The sequence below is a fragment of the Caulobacter hibisci genome, from assembly GCF_016135805.1.
GTDB classification, from domain to species: Bacteria; Pseudomonadota; Alphaproteobacteria; order Caulobacterales; family Caulobacteraceae; genus Caulobacter; species Caulobacter hibisci.
In genome coordinates, this window is record NZ_JADWOX010000003.1 from 86,073 (window position 1) to 107,017 (window position 20,945).

At 68.1% G+C, this 20,945-nt stretch carries 23 protein-coding genes; 18 read left to right on the forward strand and 5 right to left on the reverse strand.

What is annotated here, in order from left to right; translation table 11 throughout:
* Positions 1–26 precede the first annotated feature (26 nt).
* The 9 genes from I4Q42_RS06445 (at position 27) to I4Q42_RS06485 (ending at position 6,371) form a co-directional block, all read left to right on the forward strand.
* A complete protein-coding gene (locus I4Q42_RS06445; protein ID WP_198575244.1) occupies positions 27–557 on the forward strand; it encodes a D-glycero-alpha-D-manno-heptose-1,7-bisphosphate 7-phosphatase in 531 nt (176 codons plus the stop codon).
* Complete coding sequence (rfbD, locus tag I4Q42_RS06450) at positions 554–1,450, forward strand: dTDP-4-dehydrorhamnose reductase (RefSeq protein ID WP_198575245.1); 897 nt, start codon at positions 554–556, stop codon at positions 1,448–1,450. Before I4Q42_RS06445 ends, rfbD begins: the two co-directional genes overlap by 4 nt.
* 81 nt (positions 1,451–1,531) lie before the next feature.
* Positions 1,532–2,185: a fructose-6-phosphate aldolase gene (fsa, locus tag I4Q42_RS06455; RefSeq protein ID WP_198575246.1), complete on the forward strand. Its 654-nt coding sequence runs from the start codon at positions 1,532–1,534 to the stop codon at positions 2,183–2,185.
* A gap of 37 nt (positions 2,186–2,222) precedes the next feature.
* Entirely contained in the window at positions 2,223–2,705 is a 483-nt protein-coding gene (locus tag I4Q42_RS06460; RefSeq protein WP_198575247.1) for a hypothetical protein, read from the forward strand.
* A 128-nt stretch (positions 2,706–2,833) separates the two neighbouring features.
* On the forward strand, positions 2,834–3,070 hold the full coding sequence (locus tag I4Q42_RS06465) for a hypothetical protein (protein ID WP_198575248.1): 237 nt from the start codon (positions 2,834–2,836) through the stop codon (positions 3,068–3,070).
* An 89-nt stretch (positions 3,071–3,159) separates the two neighbouring features.
* A complete protein-coding gene (locus I4Q42_RS06470; RefSeq protein ID WP_198575249.1) occupies positions 3,160–4,560 on the forward strand; it encodes a pyridoxal-phosphate dependent enzyme in 1,401 nt (466 codons plus the stop codon).
* Between the two features lie 58 nt (positions 4,561–4,618).
* Positions 4,619–4,876, forward strand: coding sequence for a type II toxin-antitoxin system ParD family antitoxin (locus tag I4Q42_RS06475; protein ID WP_198575250.1), 258 nt, complete (start codon positions 4,619–4,621; stop codon positions 4,874–4,876).
* Positions 4,877–5,173, forward strand: coding sequence for a type II toxin-antitoxin system RelE/ParE family toxin (locus tag I4Q42_RS26575; RefSeq protein WP_198575251.1), 297 nt, complete (start codon positions 4,877–4,879; stop codon positions 5,171–5,173).
* Positions 5,174–5,195: 22 nt separating this feature from the next.
* Positions 5,196–6,371 carry a trans-sulfuration enzyme family protein gene (locus I4Q42_RS06485; RefSeq protein ID WP_198575252.1) on the forward strand — a complete coding sequence of 392 codons (1,176 nt, stop codon included), beginning with the start codon at positions 5,196–5,198 and terminating at the stop codon, positions 6,369–6,371.
* Here the strand turns inward: I4Q42_RS06485 and I4Q42_RS06490 are convergent.
* Entirely contained in the window at positions 6,298–7,281 is a 984-nt protein-coding gene (locus I4Q42_RS06490) for a mechanosensitive ion channel family protein (protein ID WP_198575253.1), read from the reverse strand. The two genes, I4Q42_RS06485 and I4Q42_RS06490, sit on opposite strands and share 74 nt — an antisense overlap.
* Positions 7,282–7,595: 314 nt before the next feature.
* Between I4Q42_RS06490 and I4Q42_RS06495 the strand changes: the two genes are divergently transcribed.
* The 4 genes from I4Q42_RS06495 (at position 7,596) to I4Q42_RS06510 (ending at position 11,846) form a co-directional block, all read left to right on the forward strand.
* Positions 7,596–8,756, forward strand: coding sequence for a DegT/DnrJ/EryC1/StrS family aminotransferase (locus I4Q42_RS06495; RefSeq protein WP_198575254.1), 1,161 nt, complete (start codon positions 7,596–7,598; stop codon positions 8,754–8,756).
* Between the two features lie 67 nt (positions 8,757–8,823).
* The gene (locus tag I4Q42_RS06500) at positions 8,824–9,588 is read left to right on the forward strand and encodes a hypothetical protein (protein WP_198575255.1); all 765 of its coding nucleotides are present in this window, start codon (positions 8,824–8,826) and stop codon (positions 9,586–9,588) included.
* Positions 9,588–10,472 (forward strand): hypothetical protein, encoded by an 885-nt coding sequence (locus I4Q42_RS06505; RefSeq protein ID WP_198575256.1) that lies wholly within the window; start codon positions 9,588–9,590, stop codon positions 10,470–10,472. The genes I4Q42_RS06500 and I4Q42_RS06505 overlap by 1 nt, the downstream gene beginning before the upstream one ends.
* Positions 10,473–10,631: 159 nt before the next feature.
* On the forward strand, positions 10,632–11,846 hold the full coding sequence (locus I4Q42_RS06510) for a multidrug effflux MFS transporter (protein WP_198575479.1): 1,215 nt from the start codon (positions 10,632–10,634) through the stop codon (positions 11,844–11,846).
* Positions 11,847–11,884: 38 nt separating this feature from the next.
* On the opposite strand, the gene I4Q42_RS06515 is transcribed toward I4Q42_RS06510, so the two are convergent.
* The gene (locus tag I4Q42_RS06515; RefSeq protein ID WP_198575257.1) at positions 11,885–13,489 is read right to left on the reverse strand and encodes a cisplatin damage response ATP-dependent DNA ligase; all 1,605 of its coding nucleotides are present in this window, start codon (positions 13,487–13,489) and stop codon (positions 11,885–11,887) included.
* Positions 13,490–13,595: 106 nt separating this feature from the next.
* Here I4Q42_RS06515 and I4Q42_RS06520 point away from each other — a divergent pair, with 106 nt between their 5' ends.
* Positions 13,596–14,012 carry a PaaI family thioesterase gene (locus tag I4Q42_RS06520; RefSeq protein WP_198575258.1) on the forward strand — a complete coding sequence of 139 codons (417 nt, stop codon included), beginning with the start codon at positions 13,596–13,598 and terminating at the stop codon, positions 14,010–14,012.
* Here the strand turns inward: I4Q42_RS06520 and I4Q42_RS06525 are convergent.
* Both I4Q42_RS06525 and I4Q42_RS06530 read right to left on the reverse strand, forming a co-directional pair.
* A complete protein-coding gene (locus I4Q42_RS06525; RefSeq protein WP_232792924.1) occupies positions 13,940–14,728 on the reverse strand; it encodes a hypothetical protein in 789 nt (262 codons plus the stop codon). The genes I4Q42_RS06520 and I4Q42_RS06525 overlap by 73 nt on opposite strands.
* A 59-nt stretch (positions 14,729–14,787) precedes the next feature.
* The gene (locus tag I4Q42_RS06530) at positions 14,788–15,822 is read right to left on the reverse strand and encodes a ligase-associated DNA damage response exonuclease (protein WP_198575259.1); all 1,035 of its coding nucleotides are present in this window, start codon (positions 15,820–15,822) and stop codon (positions 14,788–14,790) included.
* A 42-nt stretch (positions 15,823–15,864) separates the two neighbouring features.
* Here I4Q42_RS06530 and I4Q42_RS06535 point away from each other — a divergent pair, with 42 nt between their 5' ends.
* From I4Q42_RS06535 to I4Q42_RS06545, 4 genes are all read left to right on the forward strand, one after another.
* Entirely contained in the window at positions 15,865–16,365 is a 501-nt protein-coding gene (locus I4Q42_RS06535) for a PaaI family thioesterase (protein WP_198575260.1), read from the forward strand.
* Positions 16,362–16,796 carry a PaaI family thioesterase gene (locus tag I4Q42_RS06540; RefSeq protein ID WP_198575261.1) on the forward strand — a complete coding sequence of 145 codons (435 nt, stop codon included), beginning with the start codon at positions 16,362–16,364 and terminating at the stop codon, positions 16,794–16,796. The genes I4Q42_RS06535 and I4Q42_RS06540 overlap by 4 nt, the downstream gene beginning before the upstream one ends.
* 249 nt (positions 16,797–17,045) lie before the next feature.
* The gene (locus tag I4Q42_RS25910) at positions 17,046–17,144 is read left to right on the forward strand and encodes a hypothetical protein (protein WP_232792925.1); all 99 of its coding nucleotides are present in this window, start codon (positions 17,046–17,048) and stop codon (positions 17,142–17,144) included.
* A gap of 281 nt (positions 17,145–17,425) precedes the next feature.
* Positions 17,426–19,936: a TonB-dependent receptor gene (locus tag I4Q42_RS06545; RefSeq protein WP_198575262.1), complete on the forward strand. Its 2,511-nt coding sequence runs from the start codon at positions 17,426–17,428 to the stop codon at positions 19,934–19,936.
* A 12-nt stretch (positions 19,937–19,948) separates the two neighbouring features.
* On the opposite strand, the gene I4Q42_RS06550 is transcribed toward I4Q42_RS06545, so the two are convergent.
* Positions 19,949–20,899 carry a histone deacetylase family protein gene (locus tag I4Q42_RS06550; RefSeq protein WP_198575263.1) on the reverse strand — a complete coding sequence of 317 codons (951 nt, stop codon included), beginning with the start codon at positions 20,897–20,899 and terminating at the stop codon, positions 19,949–19,951.
* Positions 20,900–20,945 lie beyond the last annotated feature (46 nt).

Genomic DNA, 20,945 nt, shown 5'->3' on the forward strand with positions numbered 1-20,945 from the left:
GGGCCGTCGCGTAATGGCGTGATCCGATGCTTGATCCGAGACCACTGAAGGCCGTCTTTTTCGATCGCGACGGCGTGCTCAACGTCGATCACGGCTATGTCCACGACGCCGCCGGCCTGGAATGGGTCACCGGCGCCCGGGAGCTCATCTCGGCCCTGACCACCGCGGGCGTGCGCTGCATCGTGGTGACCAACCAGTCGGGCGTGGCGCGCGGCTATTACGGCGAGGACGCGGTCCACGCCCTGCACGCCCACATGCAGGCGCAGCTGGCGACGACGGGCGGCACGATCGCCGCCTTCTATCACTGCCCGTTCCACCACGACGCCGTGGTCGAGGCCTATCGCTGCGACGACCATCCCGACCGCAAGCCCAATCCCGGCATGATCCTGCGCGGCCTGACCGAGGCCGGCCTGGACCCGGCCGACTGCGTGCTGGTGGGCGACAACGACAGCGACGTCGAGGCCGCGCGGCGGGCCGGCATGGAGGGCTTCCTGTTCCCCGGCGGCGACCTGCTGGACTTCATGAAGGCCAAGCTGGGTCCGCGCTTCCCGACATGACCCGAATCCTGCAGTTCGGCGTCACCGGCCAAGTGGCCCAGGCGATGGTTGCGGCCGCCGCCAGTTCTGCCCCGGGCCGCGTCGCCCTGACGGCCCTGTCGCGCCAGGACGTCGATCTGCAAGACCTGGCCGCCGTCGAGGCGGCGATCGCCGCCGCCGACTGCGACCTCGTGCTGAACTGCGCCGGCTTCACCCTGGTGGACAAGGCCGAGGCCGAGCCGGAAGCCGCCCGGGCCGCCAACGCCCTGGCGCCGGCGGCGATGGCGCGGGCGTGCGCCGCGCGCGGCCTGCCGCTAGTGCACCTGAGCACCGACTGCGTTTTCGACGGAGCGCTCGACCGCCCCTATCGCGAAGACGACGCGCCTCATCCCCTGTCGGTCTATGGCGCCACGAAGCTGGACGGCGAGACGGCGGTCCTGGCCTGGGAGATGGGCGTGGTTCTGCGGATCTCCTGGGTGTTCTCGCCCTACGGCCGCAACTTCCTGCGCGCCATGCTGAACCTGGGACGCACGCGCGAGACGCTGCATGTGGTGGCAGACCAGTACGGCTGTCCGACAGACGCCGAGGCCCTGGCCGCCTTCGTCCTGGCCGCCGCGCCGCGCTGGACCGCCGCCGAGGCCGGCGACCCGGCCTGCGGCCTCTTCCACTTCAACAACGGCGCGGCGACCTCGCGCCACGACATGGCCGCCGCCGCCCTGGCGCGCGACCCGCAAACCCGGGCGCGGCTGCTGCCGATCGCCAAGAAGGACTTCCCCGAACCCGCCGGCCGGCCGCTGAACGGCGCCCTCGACAACGGCAAGCTCGCGGCGGTGTTCGGCTGGCGATCAGAACCGTGGGCGCCGGCCGTGGCGCGCGCGACCGACGCGATTTTGGCTCAGGGCCTTGACCTCTGAACCGTGCGAAATCCTGGCGCCGTCGCGTCCGAGGGGCTAAACCGACCGCCAACCTTTTCACGAAAAGACCCGCGCAGAGCCATGCAGATCTTCCTCGACAGCACCGACACCAAGGTCATCGCCGAACTCGCCGCGACCGGCTTGGTGGACGGCGTCACCACCAACCCCACCCTGATCGCCAAGGCCGGCCGCCCGATGCTCGAGGTGATCGCCGAGATCTGCGACCTCGTGCCGGGTCCCGTCAGCGCCGAGGTCGCCGCCACGACCGCCGACGCCATGATCGCCGAGGGCGGCAAGCTCGCCCAGATCGCGCCCAACGTGGTCATCAAGCTGCCGCTGACCCGCGATGGCCTGATCGCCTGCAGCCACTTCGCCAACGAAGGCGTCAAGACCAACGTCACCCTGTGCTTCTCGCCGACCCAGGCCCTGCTGGCCGCCAAGGCCGGCGCGACCTACGTCTCGCCGTTCATCGGCCGCCTGGACGACTACGGCTTCGACGGCATGGACCTCATCCGCGACATCCGCACGATCTACGACAACTACGGCTACGAGACCGAAATCCTGGCCGCGTCGGTGCGCAACACCGTCCACGTCAAGGAAGCCGCGATCGTCGGCGCCGACGTCGTCACCATCCCGCCGGCCGTGCTGGCCGACATGTTCAAGCATCCGCTGACCGACAAGGGTCTCGAACAATTCCTGAAGGACTGGGCCGGCACGGGCCAATCGATCCTCTGATCCCCTATTCCAAAAGCCGAAAGAGAGTTCTGCCGCGATGACGAGAAGCCTTTCCCTGGTGCTGGCCCTCTCGGCGCTCACCCTTTCGGCATGCGGAGACGGCGGCGGCGAGGGCGGCGTCGCGCGGATCGCCACGGCGCGCCCCCCGCTGCCGGCGTGGTCGGAGCCCCTGGTGGGAAAACGCCTCTCGGCGGTCACCCGCCAGCGGATCGACTGCCAGGGCGTAACGGACGTCGTCACCAAGCGCTTCACCGTCCAGCCCGTCGGGGCGATCATCGAGGGCTGGGGCTGGGACAAGGGAACCGGGACACCGCTTCCGCGCGTCCTGCTGGTCGAGGGCGGGCTGATCGTCGGAGCGGGCGATGGCGGCCGCGAGCGTGTCGATGTTCCCAAGGCCCTGCCGCAGATCACCTCGTCGATGGTGGGGTGGCAGGCCGTGTCGACCACCGGATCGGGACATGTGACGGCCTACGGCTTCACCGATCAGGGCGTCTGCTCCATCGGCGAAATCGCGTTCTGAGACCGGGCGCGCCTTTCAGCGCCCGAAACCAGAGTCTTCCGGGTTCATGCATTTTTGCAACTGCGAAGGTGGTTCGCAAACGCGAACTCGTGCGTTAGGGTCGGGAAACCTCCTTTGTGGAGTGGCCCATGAAAGCCGCCGCCGACATCGCCGTCGACATCTGCCTGGCCTCCGCCGAGGAGGCCGTGCGGTTCTCGCGTTTCGTGCAGAGCTTCCTGGCCAGCAACGGCTTTCCGTTCGTGATGATCCACGACGCGCCCCAGCTCGAGGGCGAGCGCCGCCAGGTGGTGTTCGAGGACGCAGGCGTGGGCCGCAAGTTCGCGCAGGAATGGCGGACGGATCGATCGGCCGCCGCCGGGGCCTGACCCCAAGGTCAAGCTTGAAGAACGGCGTTCCCGTTTCTGATTTCGAGCGTTAGACAGGAGAACCTTTCTTCCTGTCGCGGAGTCGCGCCATGAACGACCCCAAATCCGCCCTTCCTCCGGTCGCCGGTTCCGCGCTCGACCTGATCGGCCGCACGCCGATGCTGGAGGTGCGCAATCTCGACACCGGCCCCTGCCGCCTGTTTCTCAAGCTGGAGAACCAGAACCCCGGCGGCTCGATCAAGGACCGCGTCGCCCGCTCGATGATCGAGGCGGCCGAGGCAGACGGCAGCCTCAAGCCCGGCGGCACGATCATCGAGGCCACGGCCGGCAATACCGGCCTGGGCCTGGCCCAGGTCGCGGCGCTGAAGGGCTATAAGCTGATCCTGATCGTCCCCGACAAGATGGCGCGCGAGAAGATCCTGCACCTGCGGGCCATGGGCGTGGACGTGCGCCTGACCCGCAGCGACGTCGGCAAGGGCCATCCCGAATACTACCAGGACATGGCCCAGGCCCTGGCCCAGTCGATCCCCGGCGCGATCTACGCCAACCAGTTCGAGAACCCGGCCAACCCGCGCGCCCACTACACCGGCACCGGTCCGGAGATCCTCGCGCAGATGGACGGCGACCTCGACGCCGTGGTCGTCGGCGTCGGCTCGGGCGGCACGCTGACGGGCGTGGGCCGCTACATGGCCGAACACTCGCCCAAGACGAAGATGGTGCTGGCCGACCCGGTCGGCTCGATCCTCTGCGACTACGTGGCGACGGGAACCCATGGCGAGGCCGGCTCGTGGATCGTCGAGGGCATCGGCGAGGACTTCATCCCCGACAACGCCCAGATGGACCTGGTCTCCAAGGCCTATTCGATCAGCGACCGCGAGAGCGTCGACACCGCGCGCCTCCTGTTGCGCAAAGAGGGGATCCTGGCCGGATCGTCCTCGGGCACCCTGCTGGCTGCGGCCCTGCGCTATTGCCGCGAGCAGACCGAGCCCAAGCGGGTGGTCACCCTCGTCTGCGACACCGGCGCCAAGTACCTGACCAAGATGTTCAACGACCTGTGGCTGGCCGCGCACGGCTTCGACCAGCGCGAACTGCATGGCGACCTGCGCGACCTGATCGCCAAGCGCTACGCCGAGGGCGGCGTGATCGCCATCGGGCCGGAGGACACCCTGCTGACCGCCTACAACCGCATGCGCTCCAGCGACATCAGCCAGTTGCCTGTGGTCGATCACGGCAGGCTGGTCGGCATTCTCGACGAGAGCGACATCCTGGCCGCCGTCGAAGGCGGCGACGACCATCGCGGGGCTCGCTTCAAGACCTCTGTCAGCGACGCCATGACCCGCGAGATCCGGACGCTTCAGGCCCACCAGGGCGTCGAGGCCCTGCCCGACGTCTTCGACCGCGACGAGGTGGCCTTGGTGGTCGATGGCGACGAGTTTCTTGGCGTTATCACCCGCGTCGACCTCCTCAACCACCTGCGCCTCGAGGCGTGAGGGCGTTGCGGAAATGTTCCGGCAGAGTCATGTTGGCGTCCAAGCGTAGGGTCTCGTCATGGAAGTCACTCTGAAGCCCGATCTTGAGCAGTTCGCCCGCGATTGCGTCGCCGACGGCCGCTACGAGGATGTCGGAGCCGTGATCAAGGCGGCGCTTGTTCTCCTGCAAGAGCAGGAAGAACGGCGGAAGCAGCTGAGCGACTCGCTGGACGAGGCGATGGCGGAGGCTGATCGCGACGGCTGTTTCACCGCAGCCGAAGTCGCGGCGGAAATGAGGGCCGCGATAGAAACGGCCGCCAGGGAAGCTGTGAAATAGATGCCGCCGGCGACGATCGCGCCTCAGGCCAGACGTGAACTTCTCGCCGCTTCGAAATGGATTTCCGCCGATAGTCCACGCGCGGCGCTAAGGCTGACCGAGACCATGCTGGCCGCCGCCGACGCACTGGGCCGCAATCCTTATCTCGGCCAAGAGCAGCCGGACCTTGTTCGACCACCCTTTCGTCTGTTCAGGCTGAAAGGATTTCCCTACGTCCTGGCCTACAATCCGTCTCGAAAGCCGCCGGGTGATCGCACGCTTGCTGCACGAGGCCCGCGACTTGGCCGACGCCCTTAAATCCCTCTGACGTCGAGATCCCATGACCGACATCCCCGGCAAGAACCGCCTGGCCTTCGCCACCCGCACGATCCACGGCGGCCAGTTTCCCGATCCCAGCACCGGCGCGGTGATGGTGCCGATCTACGCCACCTCGACCTACGTCCAGTCGAGCCCCGGCGAGCACAAGGGTTTCGAGTACAGCCGCAGCCAGAATCCCACCCGCTTCGCCTTCGAGCGCTCGATCGCCGACCTGGAAAGCGGAACTACCGGCTTCGCCTTCGCCTCGGGCCTGGCGGCGGCCTCGACGATCCTGGAGATCCTCGACAGCGGCGCCCACGTGATCGCCAGCGACGACCTCTACGGCGGCTCGTTCCGGCTGTTCGACAAGGTGCGCAAGCGCTCGGCCGGCCTGGCCTTCAGCTTCGTCGACATGGGCGACGTCTCGGCCATCGAGGCGGCGATCCGGCCCGAGACCAAGATGATCTGGGTGGAGACCCCGACCAATCCGATGCTGCGCCTGGCCGACCTGGAGGCCATCGCAGCCCTGGCCAAGCGCCGCGGCCTGATCACCGTGGCCGACAACACCTTCGCCAGCCCCTACGTCCAGCGGCCGCTGGAGCTGGGCTTCGACATCGTCATGCACTCGGCCACCAAGTATCTGAACGGCCACTCCGACGTGGTCGCGGGCGTGGCCGTGGTCGGCGACAACGCCGAGATCGCCGACAAGCTGAAGTTCCTGCAGAACGCCGTCGGCGCCGTGCTCGGCCCGTTCGACAGTTTCCTGGCCCTGCGCGGCGTCAAGACCCTGGCCCTGCGCATGCAGCGGGCCTGCGACAGCGCCCAGGAGATCGCCCAGTGGCTCTCCACCCGCAAGGACGTCGAGCGGGTGATCTATCCGGGTCTGGCCAGCCATTCCCAGCACGCCCTGGCCCGCCGGCAGATGCACGGCGGCTTCGGCGGCATCATCTCGGTGGAGCTGAAGGGCGACGAGAGCACGGCACGCCGGATGCTGGAGCGCACGCGCCTGTTCACGCTGGCCGAAAGCCTGGGCGGGGTCGAGAGCCTGATCGAGCATCCGGCGATCATGACCCACGCCTCAATCCCGGCCGATCAGCGCAAGGCGCTGGGCATCAGCGACACCCTCATCCGGCTTTCGGTGGGGAGCGAGGACTGCTCGGATCTGATTTCCGACCTCTCCTCGGCGCTTTCAGCCTGAACAGGTGATGGTCCTTGTCGCCGGGCATGGCCGGCGACGGGTCCGGGGCCTTGGACTTGCGCGGCGGCGGCAGCTCCCGCGTCGGGTCCTCGGCCCACAGGTGGGCGGCCAGCATCAGGTCGGTCTTGACCGGGCCGAAGTCCTCCTTGGCCGTCCACACCCGGATCGCGGCCTGGGCGTAGGCTTCCGACAGGTCGGTGACCTCGATCATCGGGGCAGGATCCTTGCGCACCCGCGGATCGCTCTCGGCCCGCTCGCGCATCTTCTGCAAGACGGCCACCAGGTCGGTCTTCAGCGGCACCTTGAACAGCACGTCGGCCCGGCGGTTGCGATGGGTCGAGTAGTTGAGGATGACGTCGCCGAACACCTTGCTGTTGGGGATCATCACCTTGACGTTGTCGGGGGTGGCGATCTCGGTGAACAGCAGGTCCAGCGACTTGACGGTGCCCTGGCGGGTGGCGGTCTCGATGACGTCGCCGACGCGATACGGGCGGAACAGCAGGATCATCACCCCGGCCGCCACGTTCGACAGCGCGCCCTGCAAGGCCAGGCCGATGGCCAGCGAGGCCGCGCCGAGCACGGCGATGATCGAGGTGGCCTGCACGCCCAGCTGCTGAAGCACCGCCACCAGGCCGACGGCGACGACGGCGTAGCGCACCAGCGACGAGCCGAAGCTGGCCAGGGTGGGGTCGGGATTGGTGCGATGCACGCGGGTCAGGGCCCGGCGAACCGCGCCGGCCACCCATCCGGCCACCCAGAAGGTGACCACCAGGATGATGCCGGCCACCACCAGGTTGACGGCGATCTTGCCCAGCCAGTCGAGGAAGTGGCCGAACATGGTCTCGTCGGCCTTGAGGTTGGCGATCGAGGGAAGGGACAGGTCTGCCGGTACGGTACTGGGCTTGGTCATGGCTCTCTCGATGGCGCCCCCGCGCCGGCCGGTCAACGAAACGCGGTGAAGGTTCGTTCCAAACACCCCTCTGCCCTTGCGGGAGAGGGTGGCCTCGCGCAGCGAGGCCGGGTGAGGGGTCGAAGGCGCTCTGAGCTGCGCAAGGCCGCTCGACCGGGCGCCGAGTTGACGGTTTTGAGAGACCCCTCATCCGCCGGCCTTCGGCCGCCACCTTCTCCCGCAAGGGGAGAAGGATCCTGGGACAGACAGCCGAGAAACAGTCGGTTACATCAATTGGCTCGAAACCGAGCCGCCCCGCCTCTAAGAGCCCGCTCATGAGCATGCCCTTCATCGACCTCGCCGCGCAGCAGCGCCGGATCCGCGACAAGATCGACGCGGCGATCGCCGCCGTGCTGGACAGCGGCGCCTATGTCATGGGCCCGCAGGTCCGCGAGTTCGAGGCCAAGCTGGCCGCCTTCGGCCAGGCCAAGCTGGCGCTATCCTGCGCCAACGGCACCGACGCCATCGCCCTGCCGCTGATGGCCTGGGGCGTGGGTCCGGGCGATGCGGTGTTCTGCCCATCCTTCACCTTCGCCGCGACGCCCGAAGTCGTGCCGTGGGTCGGCGCCACGCCGGTGTTCGTCGATGTTCTGGCCGACACCTTCAACCTCGATCCGGCCAAGCTGGAAGCCGCCATCGCCGGGGTGAAGGCCAAGGGCGAGCTGACGCCGAAGGTGGTCATCGCCGTCGACCTGTTCGGCCAGCCGGCCGACTATCCGGCCATCAAGGCCATATGCGACCGCGAAGGCCTGAAGCTGATCTCCGATAGCGCCCAGGGCTTCGGCTGCACCCTGGACGGCAAGCACCCGCTGCACTGGGCGGACGTGGCCACCACCAGCTTCTTTCCGGCCAAACCCCTGGGCTGCTACGGCGACGGCGGGGCGGTGCTGACAAACGATCCGGTTCTGTGGGACCTGATGGACAGCTACCGCGTCCACGGCAAGGCCGTCGGCCCGGACCTGGCCGGCAAGACCTTCGACCACGATCCCAAGTACCTCAACACCCGCATCGGCATGAACTCGCGGCTGGACACCATCCAGGCGGCGATCCTGATCGAGAAGCTGGCCCTGTTCCAGGAAGAGATCGACCTGCGCCAGGTCGTGGCCAACCGCTACGCCGAGGGCCTGAAGGGCGCGGTGCTGGCGACGCCGGCGGTGATCGAAGGCGGCGTCTCGGTCTGGGCCCAGTACGTCATCGAGCACGAGAACCGCGACGGCCTGGCCGCCCACCTGAAGACCAAGGGCGTGCCGACCGCCGTCTACTATCCCGTCCCGATGCACGTGCAGGCTCCCTATGCGAGCTTCCCGCGCGGCGAAGGCGGCCTGCCGGTGACCGAAGCCAAGGCCGAGACCGTGCTGGCCCTGCCGATGCACCCCTATCTGGCCGAGGCAGACCAGGCGGTGGTCATCGAGGCGATCCGCGGCTTCAACGGCTGAGCCGCGCCTCATTTAGGCCTCAACTTCTGGCATTGCTCGCGCCGCGCGTAACTGCCAGAAGGCCCGTATGCACGATCCGGTCACAAGCTTCGTCGTCTCGGTCTTCAGCGCGCCCAGCGCGGCCTTGATCATGGCCGGCGCCATCCTGGCGCTGGCTATCGGCCTGATCTTCCAGTCCGGCCATTTCGAGTACGCGCCATTGCGCCACGACCTGCGGCGACGCGCCGACGTGCTATCGGAGCTGCGCGGCCCCGACCTTCAAAAGGCCTTCGCCGAGGCCTTCCCGCAGCTCGACAAACGACTGGGCGGCGAGGCCTATCCGACCCTTGAACTGGGTTGGGCCGCCTATCGCGGCCAGCTTGCCGAGACCAGCGACGGGCGACTGGCCTCGTCGATCCACGCCGTCGACGCCTTCGAGCACGCCGACGGCCCGGCCCGCACCCTGGAATGGTGGGCCAACCTGATGGTCGCCATCGGCCTGGTCATCACCTTCATGGGTATCGTCGCGGCCCTGACCGAAGCGGTCGACGCCATGCAGCGCCAGGGCGGCGCCGCCATGCAGACCGCCCTGATGGGCCTGCTGGCCGTGGCCGCCACCAAGTTCTGGACCTCGATCGCCGGCGTGCTCGGCTCGATCGTGCTGCGTCTGGTGGCCCGCCGCCGGCGCCAGGCGATCGAAAGCCTCGAAGCTCACTTCTTCGCTCTGCTCGACGGCTGCGTCCGCTTCGCCCCGCCGGAGAAGGTGATGCTGGAGCAACTGGCCGTGCTGACGCGGATCGAGACCGCCCTGGCCGGCGCCGCCGCGCGCACCCCGGCCCAGAGCCCGGCCTGATGGCGGTCCTGGCCCGCGGCCGTCGCCGCCGCACGCCCGACCTTGAGGAAGGCGAAAGCTACTACGTGTCGATGACCGATATGATGGTGGGGGTGATCTTCATCTTCATCATCATGCTCAGCTACTTCGCGCTGCAGTTCCGGCAGACGACCAAGGCCCTGACCGAGGCCAAGCATCCCGAGACGGCGGCGCTGCTGCAGACCGCCACCGCCCTGACGCCGCGCGACGTCACCGTCGAGATCGACGAAAAGGCCCGGGTGCTGTGCGTGCCCGAGACCGTCGTCGGCGGCGAGGGAAGCGATCGCCGCTGCTTCTCCTACGCCCCGCCCAGCAAGACGCAGGCCGCCACGGCGAGCGCCATCGACGCCCAGCGCAACCTGATGGGCTTCCTCGACGCTGACCTGCGCGACGCCGGTGCGCCCCTGACCGGCGACACCTCCGGCGGGACGCTGTCGTTCAAGGCCGAGCAGTTGTTCGAGCCAGGCTCGGCCACCCTGTCGACCGGCGGCCGCAAGATCGCCGGCGACGTCGCAACGTCCCTGGCCAAGCGCCTGCCGTGCCTGGCCTATGGCGGACCCTCTTCGGCCGCCTGCCCCCAGGGCGAGGCCAAGCTGGGCCTGGTCAATGTGGTCAGCGTGACCAATCTCGACGCCTTCACGCCGGAAGGCCAGCGGGCCGCGGCCCTGGCCCTGGCGCGCTCTGCGGCTTTCCACCAGGCCCTGACCGGCGCCCAGCCGGTGCTCGGCGCATTGCGCAACGCCCCGGCCGGCCAGGCCGGCTCGCAGCCGCTGCTGCGGGTGGCCAGCGTCGGCCAATCGCAGGAAGGCGCGTCGCAGGTGGGGGCGGACCAGACGGTCAGCATCCAGTTCCAGATGGCGCAATAACCGCCTACGCGGTTGGCGCGCATCGCCGCGCCGCCTATATCCCGCCCGTTGCGTTTCGCGCCGGCCGGCGCCTCGCGCGTCCACGGCCGAAAGAAAGCACCCGCCATGCCCCGGGACACCACCGCTCCGACGGCGCCCGCCGTCTCACCCCACAAGGGAATGGGCTTCGCGCAGTTCGTGGCCCTGATCGCGGCCCTGATGGCGACCAACGCCCTGGCCATCGACTCCATGCTGCCGGCCCTGCCGCAGATCAGCGCCAGCCTGGGCCTGACCGCCGACAACGAGCGCCAGTGGGTGATCACCGCCTATCTGCTCGGTTTCGGCGTCGCCCAGATCGCCTATGGCTCGCTAGCCGACCGCTATGGCCGCAAGCCCGTGCTGCTGGCCGGCCTGTCGCTCTACGTGCTGTTCAGCCTGGCCTGCGCCCTGACCACCTCGTTCGAGATGCTGCTGGTCGCCCGCGCTCTGACCGGGGTCGGGGCGGCCGCCACGCGGGTGCTGACCATCTCCATCGTCCGCGACTGCTATTCGGGCCGCCGCATGGCCCAGGTGATGTCGCTGTCGTTCATCGTCTTCCTGGCCGTGCCGATCATCGCCCCTTCGGTCGGCCAGGCCATCGTGCTGGTCGCGCCCTGGCGCTGGATCTTCGGGGTCATGGCCGTGTTCGGGGCGGCGGTGATCGCCTGGACCGCCATCAAGCTGCCCGAGACCCTGCATCCGGAAGACCGCACGCCGATCTCGGCCAAGGCCATCATGGGCGCCTTCCGCACGGCCCTGACCAACCGCGTCGCCATCGGCTACACCATCGCCGCCACCCTGGTGCTGGCCGGATTGTTCGGCTTCATAAACTCCGCCCAGCAGGTGTTCGTCGACGCCCTGGGCGCGGGCGAGTGGTTCACCCTGATCTTCGCCGGGATCGCGGGAGGCATCGCCATCGCCTCGCTGGTCAACGCCCGCATCGTCGAGCGGCTGGGCATGCGCAAGGTCTCGCACGGCGCGCTGCTGGGCTTCATCGCCTTCGCCGGGATCCACGCCATCGTCGCCCACACCGGCCACGAGACGGTCTGGACCTTCGCCCTGCTGCAAGGGTCGATGATGTTCTGCTTTGGCCTCGTCATGTCGAACTTCGGCGCCGTGGCCATGGAGCCCCTGGGCCACATCGCCGGCGCGGCGGCCTCGATCCAGGGCTTCATCACCACCATCGGCGGGGCCCTGGGCGGCTTCCTGATCGGCCAGCTGTTCGACGGCACGGTCGGGCCGCTGACCCTGGGCTTCTTCGGCTTTGGCCTGGCCGGGCTGATCGTCGTGCTGGTCACCGAGAAGGGCCGGCTGTTCCAGAGCGGCCAGGGCGGGACGCCGGAGCTGGCGCACTGAGGCTCCAAGCTCCTCCCCCGTGAAGCGGGGGAGGAGTTTCAGTCCAGCATCCGCTCCAAGGTCGAAAGCTCGTCGGCCTCGCGGGCCGGCTTGTCCCAGCGGATACGGTTGATGCGGGGAAAGCGCATGGCTACGCCCGACTTGTGGCGGGTCGAGCGCTGCAGACCCTCAAACGCCACCTCGAAGACCAAGCCAAACTCCAGGTCGGCGCGCACCGAGCGCACCGGCCCGAAACGCTCGACCGTGTGGTCGCGGACGAACTTGTCGATCAGCTTCAGTTCCTCGTCGGTGAAGCCGAAATAGGCCTTGCCCACGGGGGTCAGCTTGCGATCGCCGGTCTCGTCCTCGCGCCAGACTCCGAAGGTGTAGTCGGAATAGAAGCTCGACCGCTTGCCGTGGCCGCGCTGGGCGTACATCAGCACCGCATCGACCAGGTGGGGATCGCGCTTCCACTTGAACCACGGCCCCTTGGGGCGGCCCGGCTCGTAGACGCTGTCCCAGCGCTTGAGCATCAGCCCCTCGGCGATGGCGGGATCCCCGGCCGGCGGCTCGGCGCGCAAGGCGGCCAGGCCCTCCCAGGTCTCGAACGGCTGAAGCGGCGACAGGTCGATCCGCGTCGTCTTCAGCCGGCCGATGAAGGCCTCCAGTCGCTTTCGGCGCTCGGCGAACGGCAAGCTGCGCAGATCCGCCTCGCCGTCGAGCAGCAGGTCGTAGGCGCGGATGCCGGCCGGATGCGCGGCCAGCATCTTGGCGTCCACGGTCTTGCGGTTCAGCCGCTGCTGGAGGTCGCCGAAGCTGGCGACCCCGCCGTCGCGCATGACCAGCAGCTCGCCGTCCAGCGCCCCTTCGAAGTCCAGGGCCTCCAGCACGTCGGGGAAGGTCGCCGAGATGTCGTCGCCGGTGCGGGTGTAGAGCCGCCGCTCGCCGCGCTCGCTGACCGCCTGAACGCGGATGCCGTCCCACTTCCATTCGGCGGCGTAGTCGGCGGGGTCGAGCTTGGCGAAGTCCACGGCCTCGTCGATCGCCTGGGCCAGCATCACCGGGCGGAAGCGGCCGGGCGCGTCGGGCGAAGGCCGTTCCGATCGCCCCTCCAGCCAGGCGAAGAGGTCGCCATAGGGCGGTTCGATCGCGTGCCAGACCTCCTCGATCTCGCCGATCGGCACGCCGCCCAGATTGGCGCAGGCCTGCTTGGCCAGACGCGAGGACACGCCTACCCGCAGGCCGCCGGTCATCAGCTTGAGCAGCGCCCAGCGGCCGTCGGCGTCGAGCGCATCGAGCCAGCCCTCGATCAGCTGCCGGGCCTGGGCGCGCGAGGTCGTCCTCAGCGCCTCGACCACTTCGGACAGCTCCGGTTCTCGGTTGGCGCCCGGCCGCGCGGGCCAGACCAGGGCGACGGTCTCGGCCAAGTCCCCGACATAGTCGTAGGACCAGGCGAACAGCTGGGCGTCCATCCGCGCTTCGACCGCCTTGCGGATGAAGGCCGGCTTGGCGGCGTCGAACGACAGGGCGCCGGTCAGGGCCGCCAGGGCATAGCCGCGGTCGGGATCGGCCGTGCCCCGCAGGAAGTCCTCGATCAAGGTCAGCTTGGCGTTGCGCGAGGCCGTCAGCGACAGGCGGTCGAGAAGATGGGCGAAGGCGCGCATGGAAGGAGAATGTCGCGCCCGGGCGCAGGTTCAAGCCATGGTCCACCTTGCACGCAATTCAAACATGCGTTTAACTTCAATGGAGAGCCTGGCCCCGGAGACGACCATGACGTTCCAGCCGCCCGATCCCTTCGTCCCCCATACCCGCACCAGTCCCCTGACCGCGCCGTGGGAGCCGATCTATGCCGACATCCGCGATGATCGCTGGGTGCTGGGGCTGGAGGCGCGCGAGGCGCACGCCAATTCGCGCGGCGGACCGCACGGCGGCCTGATCGCCGCCCTGGCCGACAACGCCATGGGCCTGTCGTGCGGCGTGCGGATGCGCCGCGAGGGCCTGGCCTTCAACGGCTTCGTCACCGTCTCGCTGGGGGTCGACTATCTGGCCGCGCCGAGCCTGGGCCAATGGCTGGACTTCGACACCGACTTCATCAAGCCCGGCAAGAGCCTCTGCTACGCCGAGGCCACGGTCCGCGCCGACGGCAAGCCGGTGGCCCGGGCGCGCGGTACCTTCAAGGTCGTCTGAACGTCAGCCCCCTCGTCCAGCTGGCCCAGGATCATGATCTTCTGCCAGATCTTGCGGCCGAGGTCGGAGGTCAGGGTCTCGATGTCATTGACGGCGGCGACGATCGCCGGGTCGTCGTTCTCGCCGGCATAGAGAGCGGCGAGCTTGGCGGTCAGGGCCAGCATCTCGGCGCAGTAGTCGAGATAGCGGGCCAGTTCGAAGCGGCTCATCTCGCGGGCCGGCGAGGAAGCCGTGCGCGGCCCCAGCACCAGGGTCGGGTCCTTGGTCAGCTGGTGCATGTCGACCACGTGGGCGAAGGAGCGCAGCTCGTGCAGGGCCTTGTGCACCCGGGCGCGCTTCCAGCGGGCCTCCAGCGACAGCAGGAACCACACCGCGCCGGCCGACAGCAGGGTGAGATTGACCGCCGGCTCCAGACCGTCGGCGATGCGCAGCAGGTCGCGGTCGCGCACCACGGCCAGCCAGTCCATATGGATCGCCAGCCAGACCGGCAGGGCCACGGCCCCGGCGACGATCAGCGCCACCGCCAGGTTGGGTCGCGACAGCCGCCGGGCGCGGCGGGCCGTTTCCCGCGCCGTCGCCGTCAGCTGGGCGCAGACCCTGGCGAGGCCCGAGTCCGGAAACCGTTCGGCGATCCGCGCCTGCAGATGATCGAGCGTCTCGACCACCTTGCCGGCCTCGAGCTTCAGGGCCACGCCCCGTCCCGCACGCTTGCCCATCCGTCGAACCGCCCCCGCGTTCCCAGCGGCGGGACGCTAGCACGGCGTTCCGGCGCGCCCTACTCCCCGTCGTCCTCGTCATAGCCGACCAGCCGCAGGGCGCGGGCGGGGATGCCTTCCAGGGCGCACCAGCGCTCCAGCGCCTCCTCGCGGCCGTGGGTGATCCACACCTCGCCGGGGCGCAGCTCCGACAGGGTGTCGGTCAGCTCGTCCCAGTCGGCATGGTCGGAGATGATCAGCGGCAGCTCCACCCCGCGCTGGCGAGCGCGGGCACGCACCCGCATCCAGCCGCTGGCGAAGCAGTCTACGGGATCGGGAAAGCGACGACTCCAGCGGTCGGCCAGGGCCGAGGGCGGGGCGACGATGATGCTTCCCGCGAAGTCGCCGGTCTTGCCGCGCTCGACGGTGGCCGGGGCCAGCGGCCCCAGATCGACGCCGTGCGCCTGATAGAGCCGGTTCAGCCGCTCCATGGCGCCGTGTACGTGGATCGTCCTGTCCCAGCCGGCCTCGCGCAGCAGGCTGATGACCCGCTGGGCCTTGCCCAGGGCGTAGGCGCCGACGATGTGGGCGCGCTCGGGAAACTGCTCGACCGATTTGAGCAAGGCGGCGATCTCGCCCTTGTCGTCGGGATGGCGGAAGACCGGCAGGCCGAAAGTCGCCTCGGTGACGAAGACGTCGCAGGGAACGGGCTCGAACCGCGCGCAGGTCGGATCGCGGCGGCGCTTGTAGTCGCCCGAGACGACCATGGTCAGCCCCTTCCAGCGCACCACCGCCTGGGCCGAGCCCAGCACGTGTCCGGCCGGCACGAGGGTCACCTCGACGCCGTTGTGGGTGATGGTTTCGCCATAGGGGACGGGCTGGCGGCTGACAGTGGCGAAGTCCTCGCCGTAGCGCTCGGCCATGATCGCCAGGGTTTCGGGCGTCGCCGCCACGCTGCCGTGGCCGGCGCGGGCGTGATCGGAATGGCCATGAGTGATCACAGCCCGGTCCACGGGACGGACCGGGTCGATGTAGAAATCGCCGGCCGGGCAATAGAGCCCGTCGGGTTTCGGACAGAGAAGATCCTGGGGCTTGATCACGGCTGGATAAGACAACGCGCGATCCTGTAAGCCTATCCCCCAGAAAACGAGAGCGGCATGAGCGATACGGATCTGAACGAGCAGCACCGCCTGATCGCCAAGGCGATGAACGAAGGCAGCCCCCAGGCCAAGGCCCTGGGCTTCACCACCCTGGACATCGGCGACGGCGTCGCGGTGCTGAAGGTTCCCTATCGCACCGAACTGGTGGGCGATCCCGAGACCGGGGTGATCGCGGGCGGGGTGGTCACCACCCTGCTCGACCACGCTTCGGGGCAAGCGGTGCACGCGGCCATGAGCACCTGGACCTCGATCGCCACCCTGGACCTGCGCATCGACTACATGCGCCCGGCCGAGCCGGGGAAAGACATCCTGGCCCGCGCCCATTGCTACAAGCTGACCCGCTCGGTCGCCTTCGTGCGGGCTGTGGCCTATGAGACCGATCCGGAAGACCCCGTGGCCGCCGCCCAGGCCGCCTTCATGCTCGACTCCAGCGCCGGCAAGAAGGCGGGCGCCAATCTCAAGCCGCCCGGCTCCAGTAAAAAGGAGGGCGGCCAATGAGCGAAGCCCACGTCAGCGAGGCCCAGAGCCGCCTGGTCGCCGTGATCAGCGCCATTCCGTATGCGAAGTTCATCGGCATGACCGCCGAGCTGGCCGGCGACGAGATGACCGCCATCCTGCCGTTCTCGCCCGAGATCGTCGGCAACCCGATGCTGCCGGCCATCCACGGCGGGGTGCTGGGCGCGTTCATGGAGATGACCGCCCTGGCCCAGCTATCGATCGCCGAGACCCTCAAGCGCCAGCCGCGCACGATCGACGTTTCCATCGAGTACCTGCGCTCGGGCCGTCCGCTGACGACCTATGCCCGAGCCCAGATCAAGAAGGTCGGGCGGCGCATCGCCAACGTCCATGTCGAGGCCTGGCAGGAGCAGCGCGCGGCCCCGATCGCGGCCCTGCGCGGCCACTTCCTGCTGACCGGCGCCGAGGACTGATCTTTCTCGCTCCCGGCGGCCCGGCGCACGACGTCGCCGGGCTGTCAGCGGCTCAGAAAGGAATATTTTGCCGATATTGAGCGATAAGCACTTACATTAACCCCGTGTAATGCACATTACGCGCCAGATAGTTTCTTAAAACAGCGTCATGACGCAAAGGTAACGGGTGTTCATCCCTCGCCCGGCCTATACCCCTTTTCACCGGACGCGGACGTCGCGCCGGGGAACAGAAACTCAGGGATCAGATCAATGACCTTCTCCAACAACGCCATCGCTTCGCTGGCCAGCCTGGTGCTCGCCGTCCTGCCGCTCGTCATCGTCGCCGGCTCGCTGTCGCCGAGCTTCTAAGTGACCGCCGCGTAGCTCCGCCGGCCGATCCCGGCGGAGCATGGCGTTGCGATTTAATTCAATACAGAATTTCTTCCCAAGAAGTCGAAACTTACTTGTTTCTGTAAATATCAGAACGTTGCTCTTGCAGCATTCTTGCAGCGATATCGTCGATTTTTGACCCCATAATCGCTCCATTACCGTCATCAAACATTGAATTACAGCCTCTAAAAACCCTGCTTCCGCATGGATTTACTTCGCACCTCGCCGAAGTTGTTGCGGACAAGGGGATAATCTTAGAGATGAACAGAACCAAGCTGGCCTGCCTGGCCACCACGGCGCTGTTCGGCGGTCTGCGCTCGGCCGCCGGCGCCTACGCCCAATCCACGGCGACGACCGAACTCGACGCCGTCGTCGTCACCGCCGCGACCGGCCCCAAGACCATCGACGGCGCCATGGTCGCCGAGACGGCGCCGAAGTCGAAGTACACGATCACCAACGAGTACCTGTCGCGTCAGGCCGACGGCCAGACGATCCTGCAGTCACTGAACCTGGTGCCCGGCGTCGTGTTCTCGAACAGCGACCCGTACGGCTCGTCGGGCGGCACGATCCGCCTGCACGGCCAGGACGGCGCCCACATCGGCTTCCTGCTGGACGGCGTACCGCTGAACGACGGCGGCAACTACGCCATCTACTCGAACCAGCAGATGGATCCCGAGGTCATCTCGCAGGCCAACGTCAACACCGGCTCGACCGACGCCGACTCCGTGACGGCCTCGTCGACCGCCGGCGTCATCAACTACACCACCCTGAAGGCGACCAAGGACGCCGGCGTGGTTATGAAGGCCGGCCTGGGCACCGACAACTACCGCCGCGTGTTCGCCCTGGTGCAGACCGGCGAGTTCGGTCCGCTGGGCACCCGCGCCTGGGTGTCGGGCAGCTACCAGAAGTACGACAAGTTCAAGGGTCCGGGCGACCTCGAGAAGAAGCAGTTCAACGCCCGCATCGAGCAGGACCTGGTCAAGCCGGGCGACTTCGTGGCCCTGTCGCTGAACTACAACGAGAACCGCAACGCCAGCTACTACGGCGCCTACCTGCCGTCGACCCTGGGCTCGACCTCGACGGCCAGCTACGCCGGCGACGTCGACACCTATGGCGCGGACTACGACTATCCGACCACCTACGTGGCCGGCACGGCGACCGCCGGCTCGACCGACACCGCCAACAGCGGCAACACCAACTACTACGGCATCAAGATCAACCCATCGAACACGGGCACGATCCGCGGCCAGTCGCGCTACACCATCCTGCCGAACCTGAAGCTGACGGTCGATCCGTCGTTCAACTACACCCTGGCCAACGGTGGCGGCGCGACCAACCTGTCGGAGACCAACATCGTCCTGAAGAGCGACGCCTCGGCCGGCGTCGACCTGAACGGCGACGGCGACACCAAGGACACGGTCACCGTCTATTCGCCCAGCAACACCAACACCCGCCGCTACGACCTGAACACCTCGCTGGTGTGGGACATCAACGACCACCACCGCGTGCGCATCTCATACGCCTATGACGAAGCCCACACCCGCCAGACCGGCGAGTACAGCCTGCTCAACAGCGACGGCTCTCCCGGCGACGTGTTCGGCGGCAAGGACGGCTACGGCAACGCGATCCTGAACGGCGACGGCGAAGTGGTCCAGAAGCGCAACCGCGCCTCGGTCGCCACCTTCAAGCAGCTCAGCGTCGAATACCGCGGCGAATTCCTGGACGAGCGCCTGATCGCCAACATCGGCGTACGGGCCCCGACCCTCGACCGCGAGCTGAACCAGTACTGCTACTCGTTCGCCGGCTCGTCTTCGACCGCCTACTGCACCTCGCTGAACCCGACCTCGACCGCGGCCAAGGCCGACGGCGCGGTGGCCTCGAAGGTGGTGGTCAACGGCACGACCTACTTCTCGCCGTTCTCGGCGACGAAGAGCTATGACGCGGTGCTGCCGAACGTCGGCCTGTCGTACAAGCTGGCCAATGCCCACACCGTCTACGCCAGCTACTCCGAGCAGATGTCGGCGCCGAAGGTCGACAACCTCTACGCCCTGACCGCCACCGGCGCCCTGGGCGATGCGGATCCGGAAACCGGACAGACCTTCGAACTGGGCTACCGCTTCCGCATCCCGGCGGTGATGGCCAGCGCCAGCATCTACCACACGGCGATCCAGAACCGCATCGTCTCGACCGTGAACCCGGACGACACCTCGACCTACATCGACCGCAACGTCGGCGACGTCGAGATCCAGGGCTTCGACGGCCAGGTGCAGTGGAAGGTCGACGACAAGATGACGGCCTACGCCTCGGTGGCCTACACCGACGCGCAGCTGCAGGATAACCTCTACACCTGCAGCACCATCGTCACCGGCACGACCAGCGCCAAGACCTGCGCCAACATCGCGACCGCCGGCAAGCAGGTGGTCGAGACCCCGAAGTGGACCTTCGGCGGCCGTCTGACCTACGACTTCGGCAAGTTCCAGGTCGGCCTGCAAGGCAAGTTCGTCGGCGACCGTTACATGACGGACGTCAACGACCAGAAGGTCGACAGCTACACCGTGTTCGACGCCGACATCCGCTACGATCTCGGCGGCGACGGCTGGAAGAAGTCGTACATCCAGCTCAACGTGAACAACATCTTCGACGAGTTCTACTACGGCAACCTGGCCGGCACCCAGACCAGCGCCATGCAGAACACCATCGGCTACGCCCGGACCTACGCCTATATCGGCGCCCCGCGCTCGGCCATCCTCAGCCTCAAGACGGCTTTCTAAGCCGTCTGCAGGTCAGTACGCGTAAGGAAGGGGCGGCTCGGCGACGAGCCGCCCTTTTTCTTTTGAGGTCAGGGCCGCGGCCGTGCGGTGCAGGATGGCGTGGCGGTCGGCCAGACGGTCGATGTCGGGGTCGTAGCCGCCGCCGATCACGCCGACGACCGGGATCTCTCGGCCCAAGCACGCGCCCAGCACCCGCGCCTCGCGGGCGGCGATGCCGGCGTTGGTCAGGGCCAGCCGGCCCAGCTTGTCGTCCGCATGCGGATCGACGCCGGCGTTGAAGAAGACGATGTCGGGCGCGACCCGCGCCAGCAGGTCGGGCAGCACCGCGTCGAGGCGGGCAAGATAGGCCTCATCGCCCGTCCCGTCGGGCAGCTCGATGTCGAGATCGCTGGCCGCCTTGCGGTGCGGAAAGTTCTTCTCGGCGTGCATCGAGACGGTGAAGACGCTGGTATCGCCTTCGAAGATCCGCGCCGTGCCGTCGCCCTGGTGGACGTCCAGATCGACGACCAGCACCTGGCTCACCCGGCCCTCGGCCTGCAGCAGGCGGGCCGCTACGGCCACATCGTTGAACACGCAGAAGCCCGCGCCGGAGCCGGCCTCGGCATGGTGGCTGCCGCCGGCGGTATTGCAGGCGACCCCATGCTCCAGCGCCAGCCGCGCGGCCAGGATGGTGCCGCCGGTGGCGGCGCGAGCGCGGATCGCCACGCTGTCGCTGTTGGGCATGCCGATACGGCGCACGACGTCAGGCGGGAGGGAAAGCTCGACCACCCCGCGCACGTAGTCTTCGGTGTGCGCCAGGGCCAGCACCTCCAGCGGTGCGAACTCCGGCCGATGGAAACCGCCCGGCCCCGCTAGGCCCTCCGCCTCCAGCAGGCTGGCCAGCTTCGAGAACTTGTCCATCGGGAAGCGGTGCCCGGGCGGCATTTCTGCCCGGAAGGCGGGGTGATGGACGATCGGCGGCATGCCGCAAGGATGGGCGCCGCGACCATGGGGCGCAAGCTTGACCCTA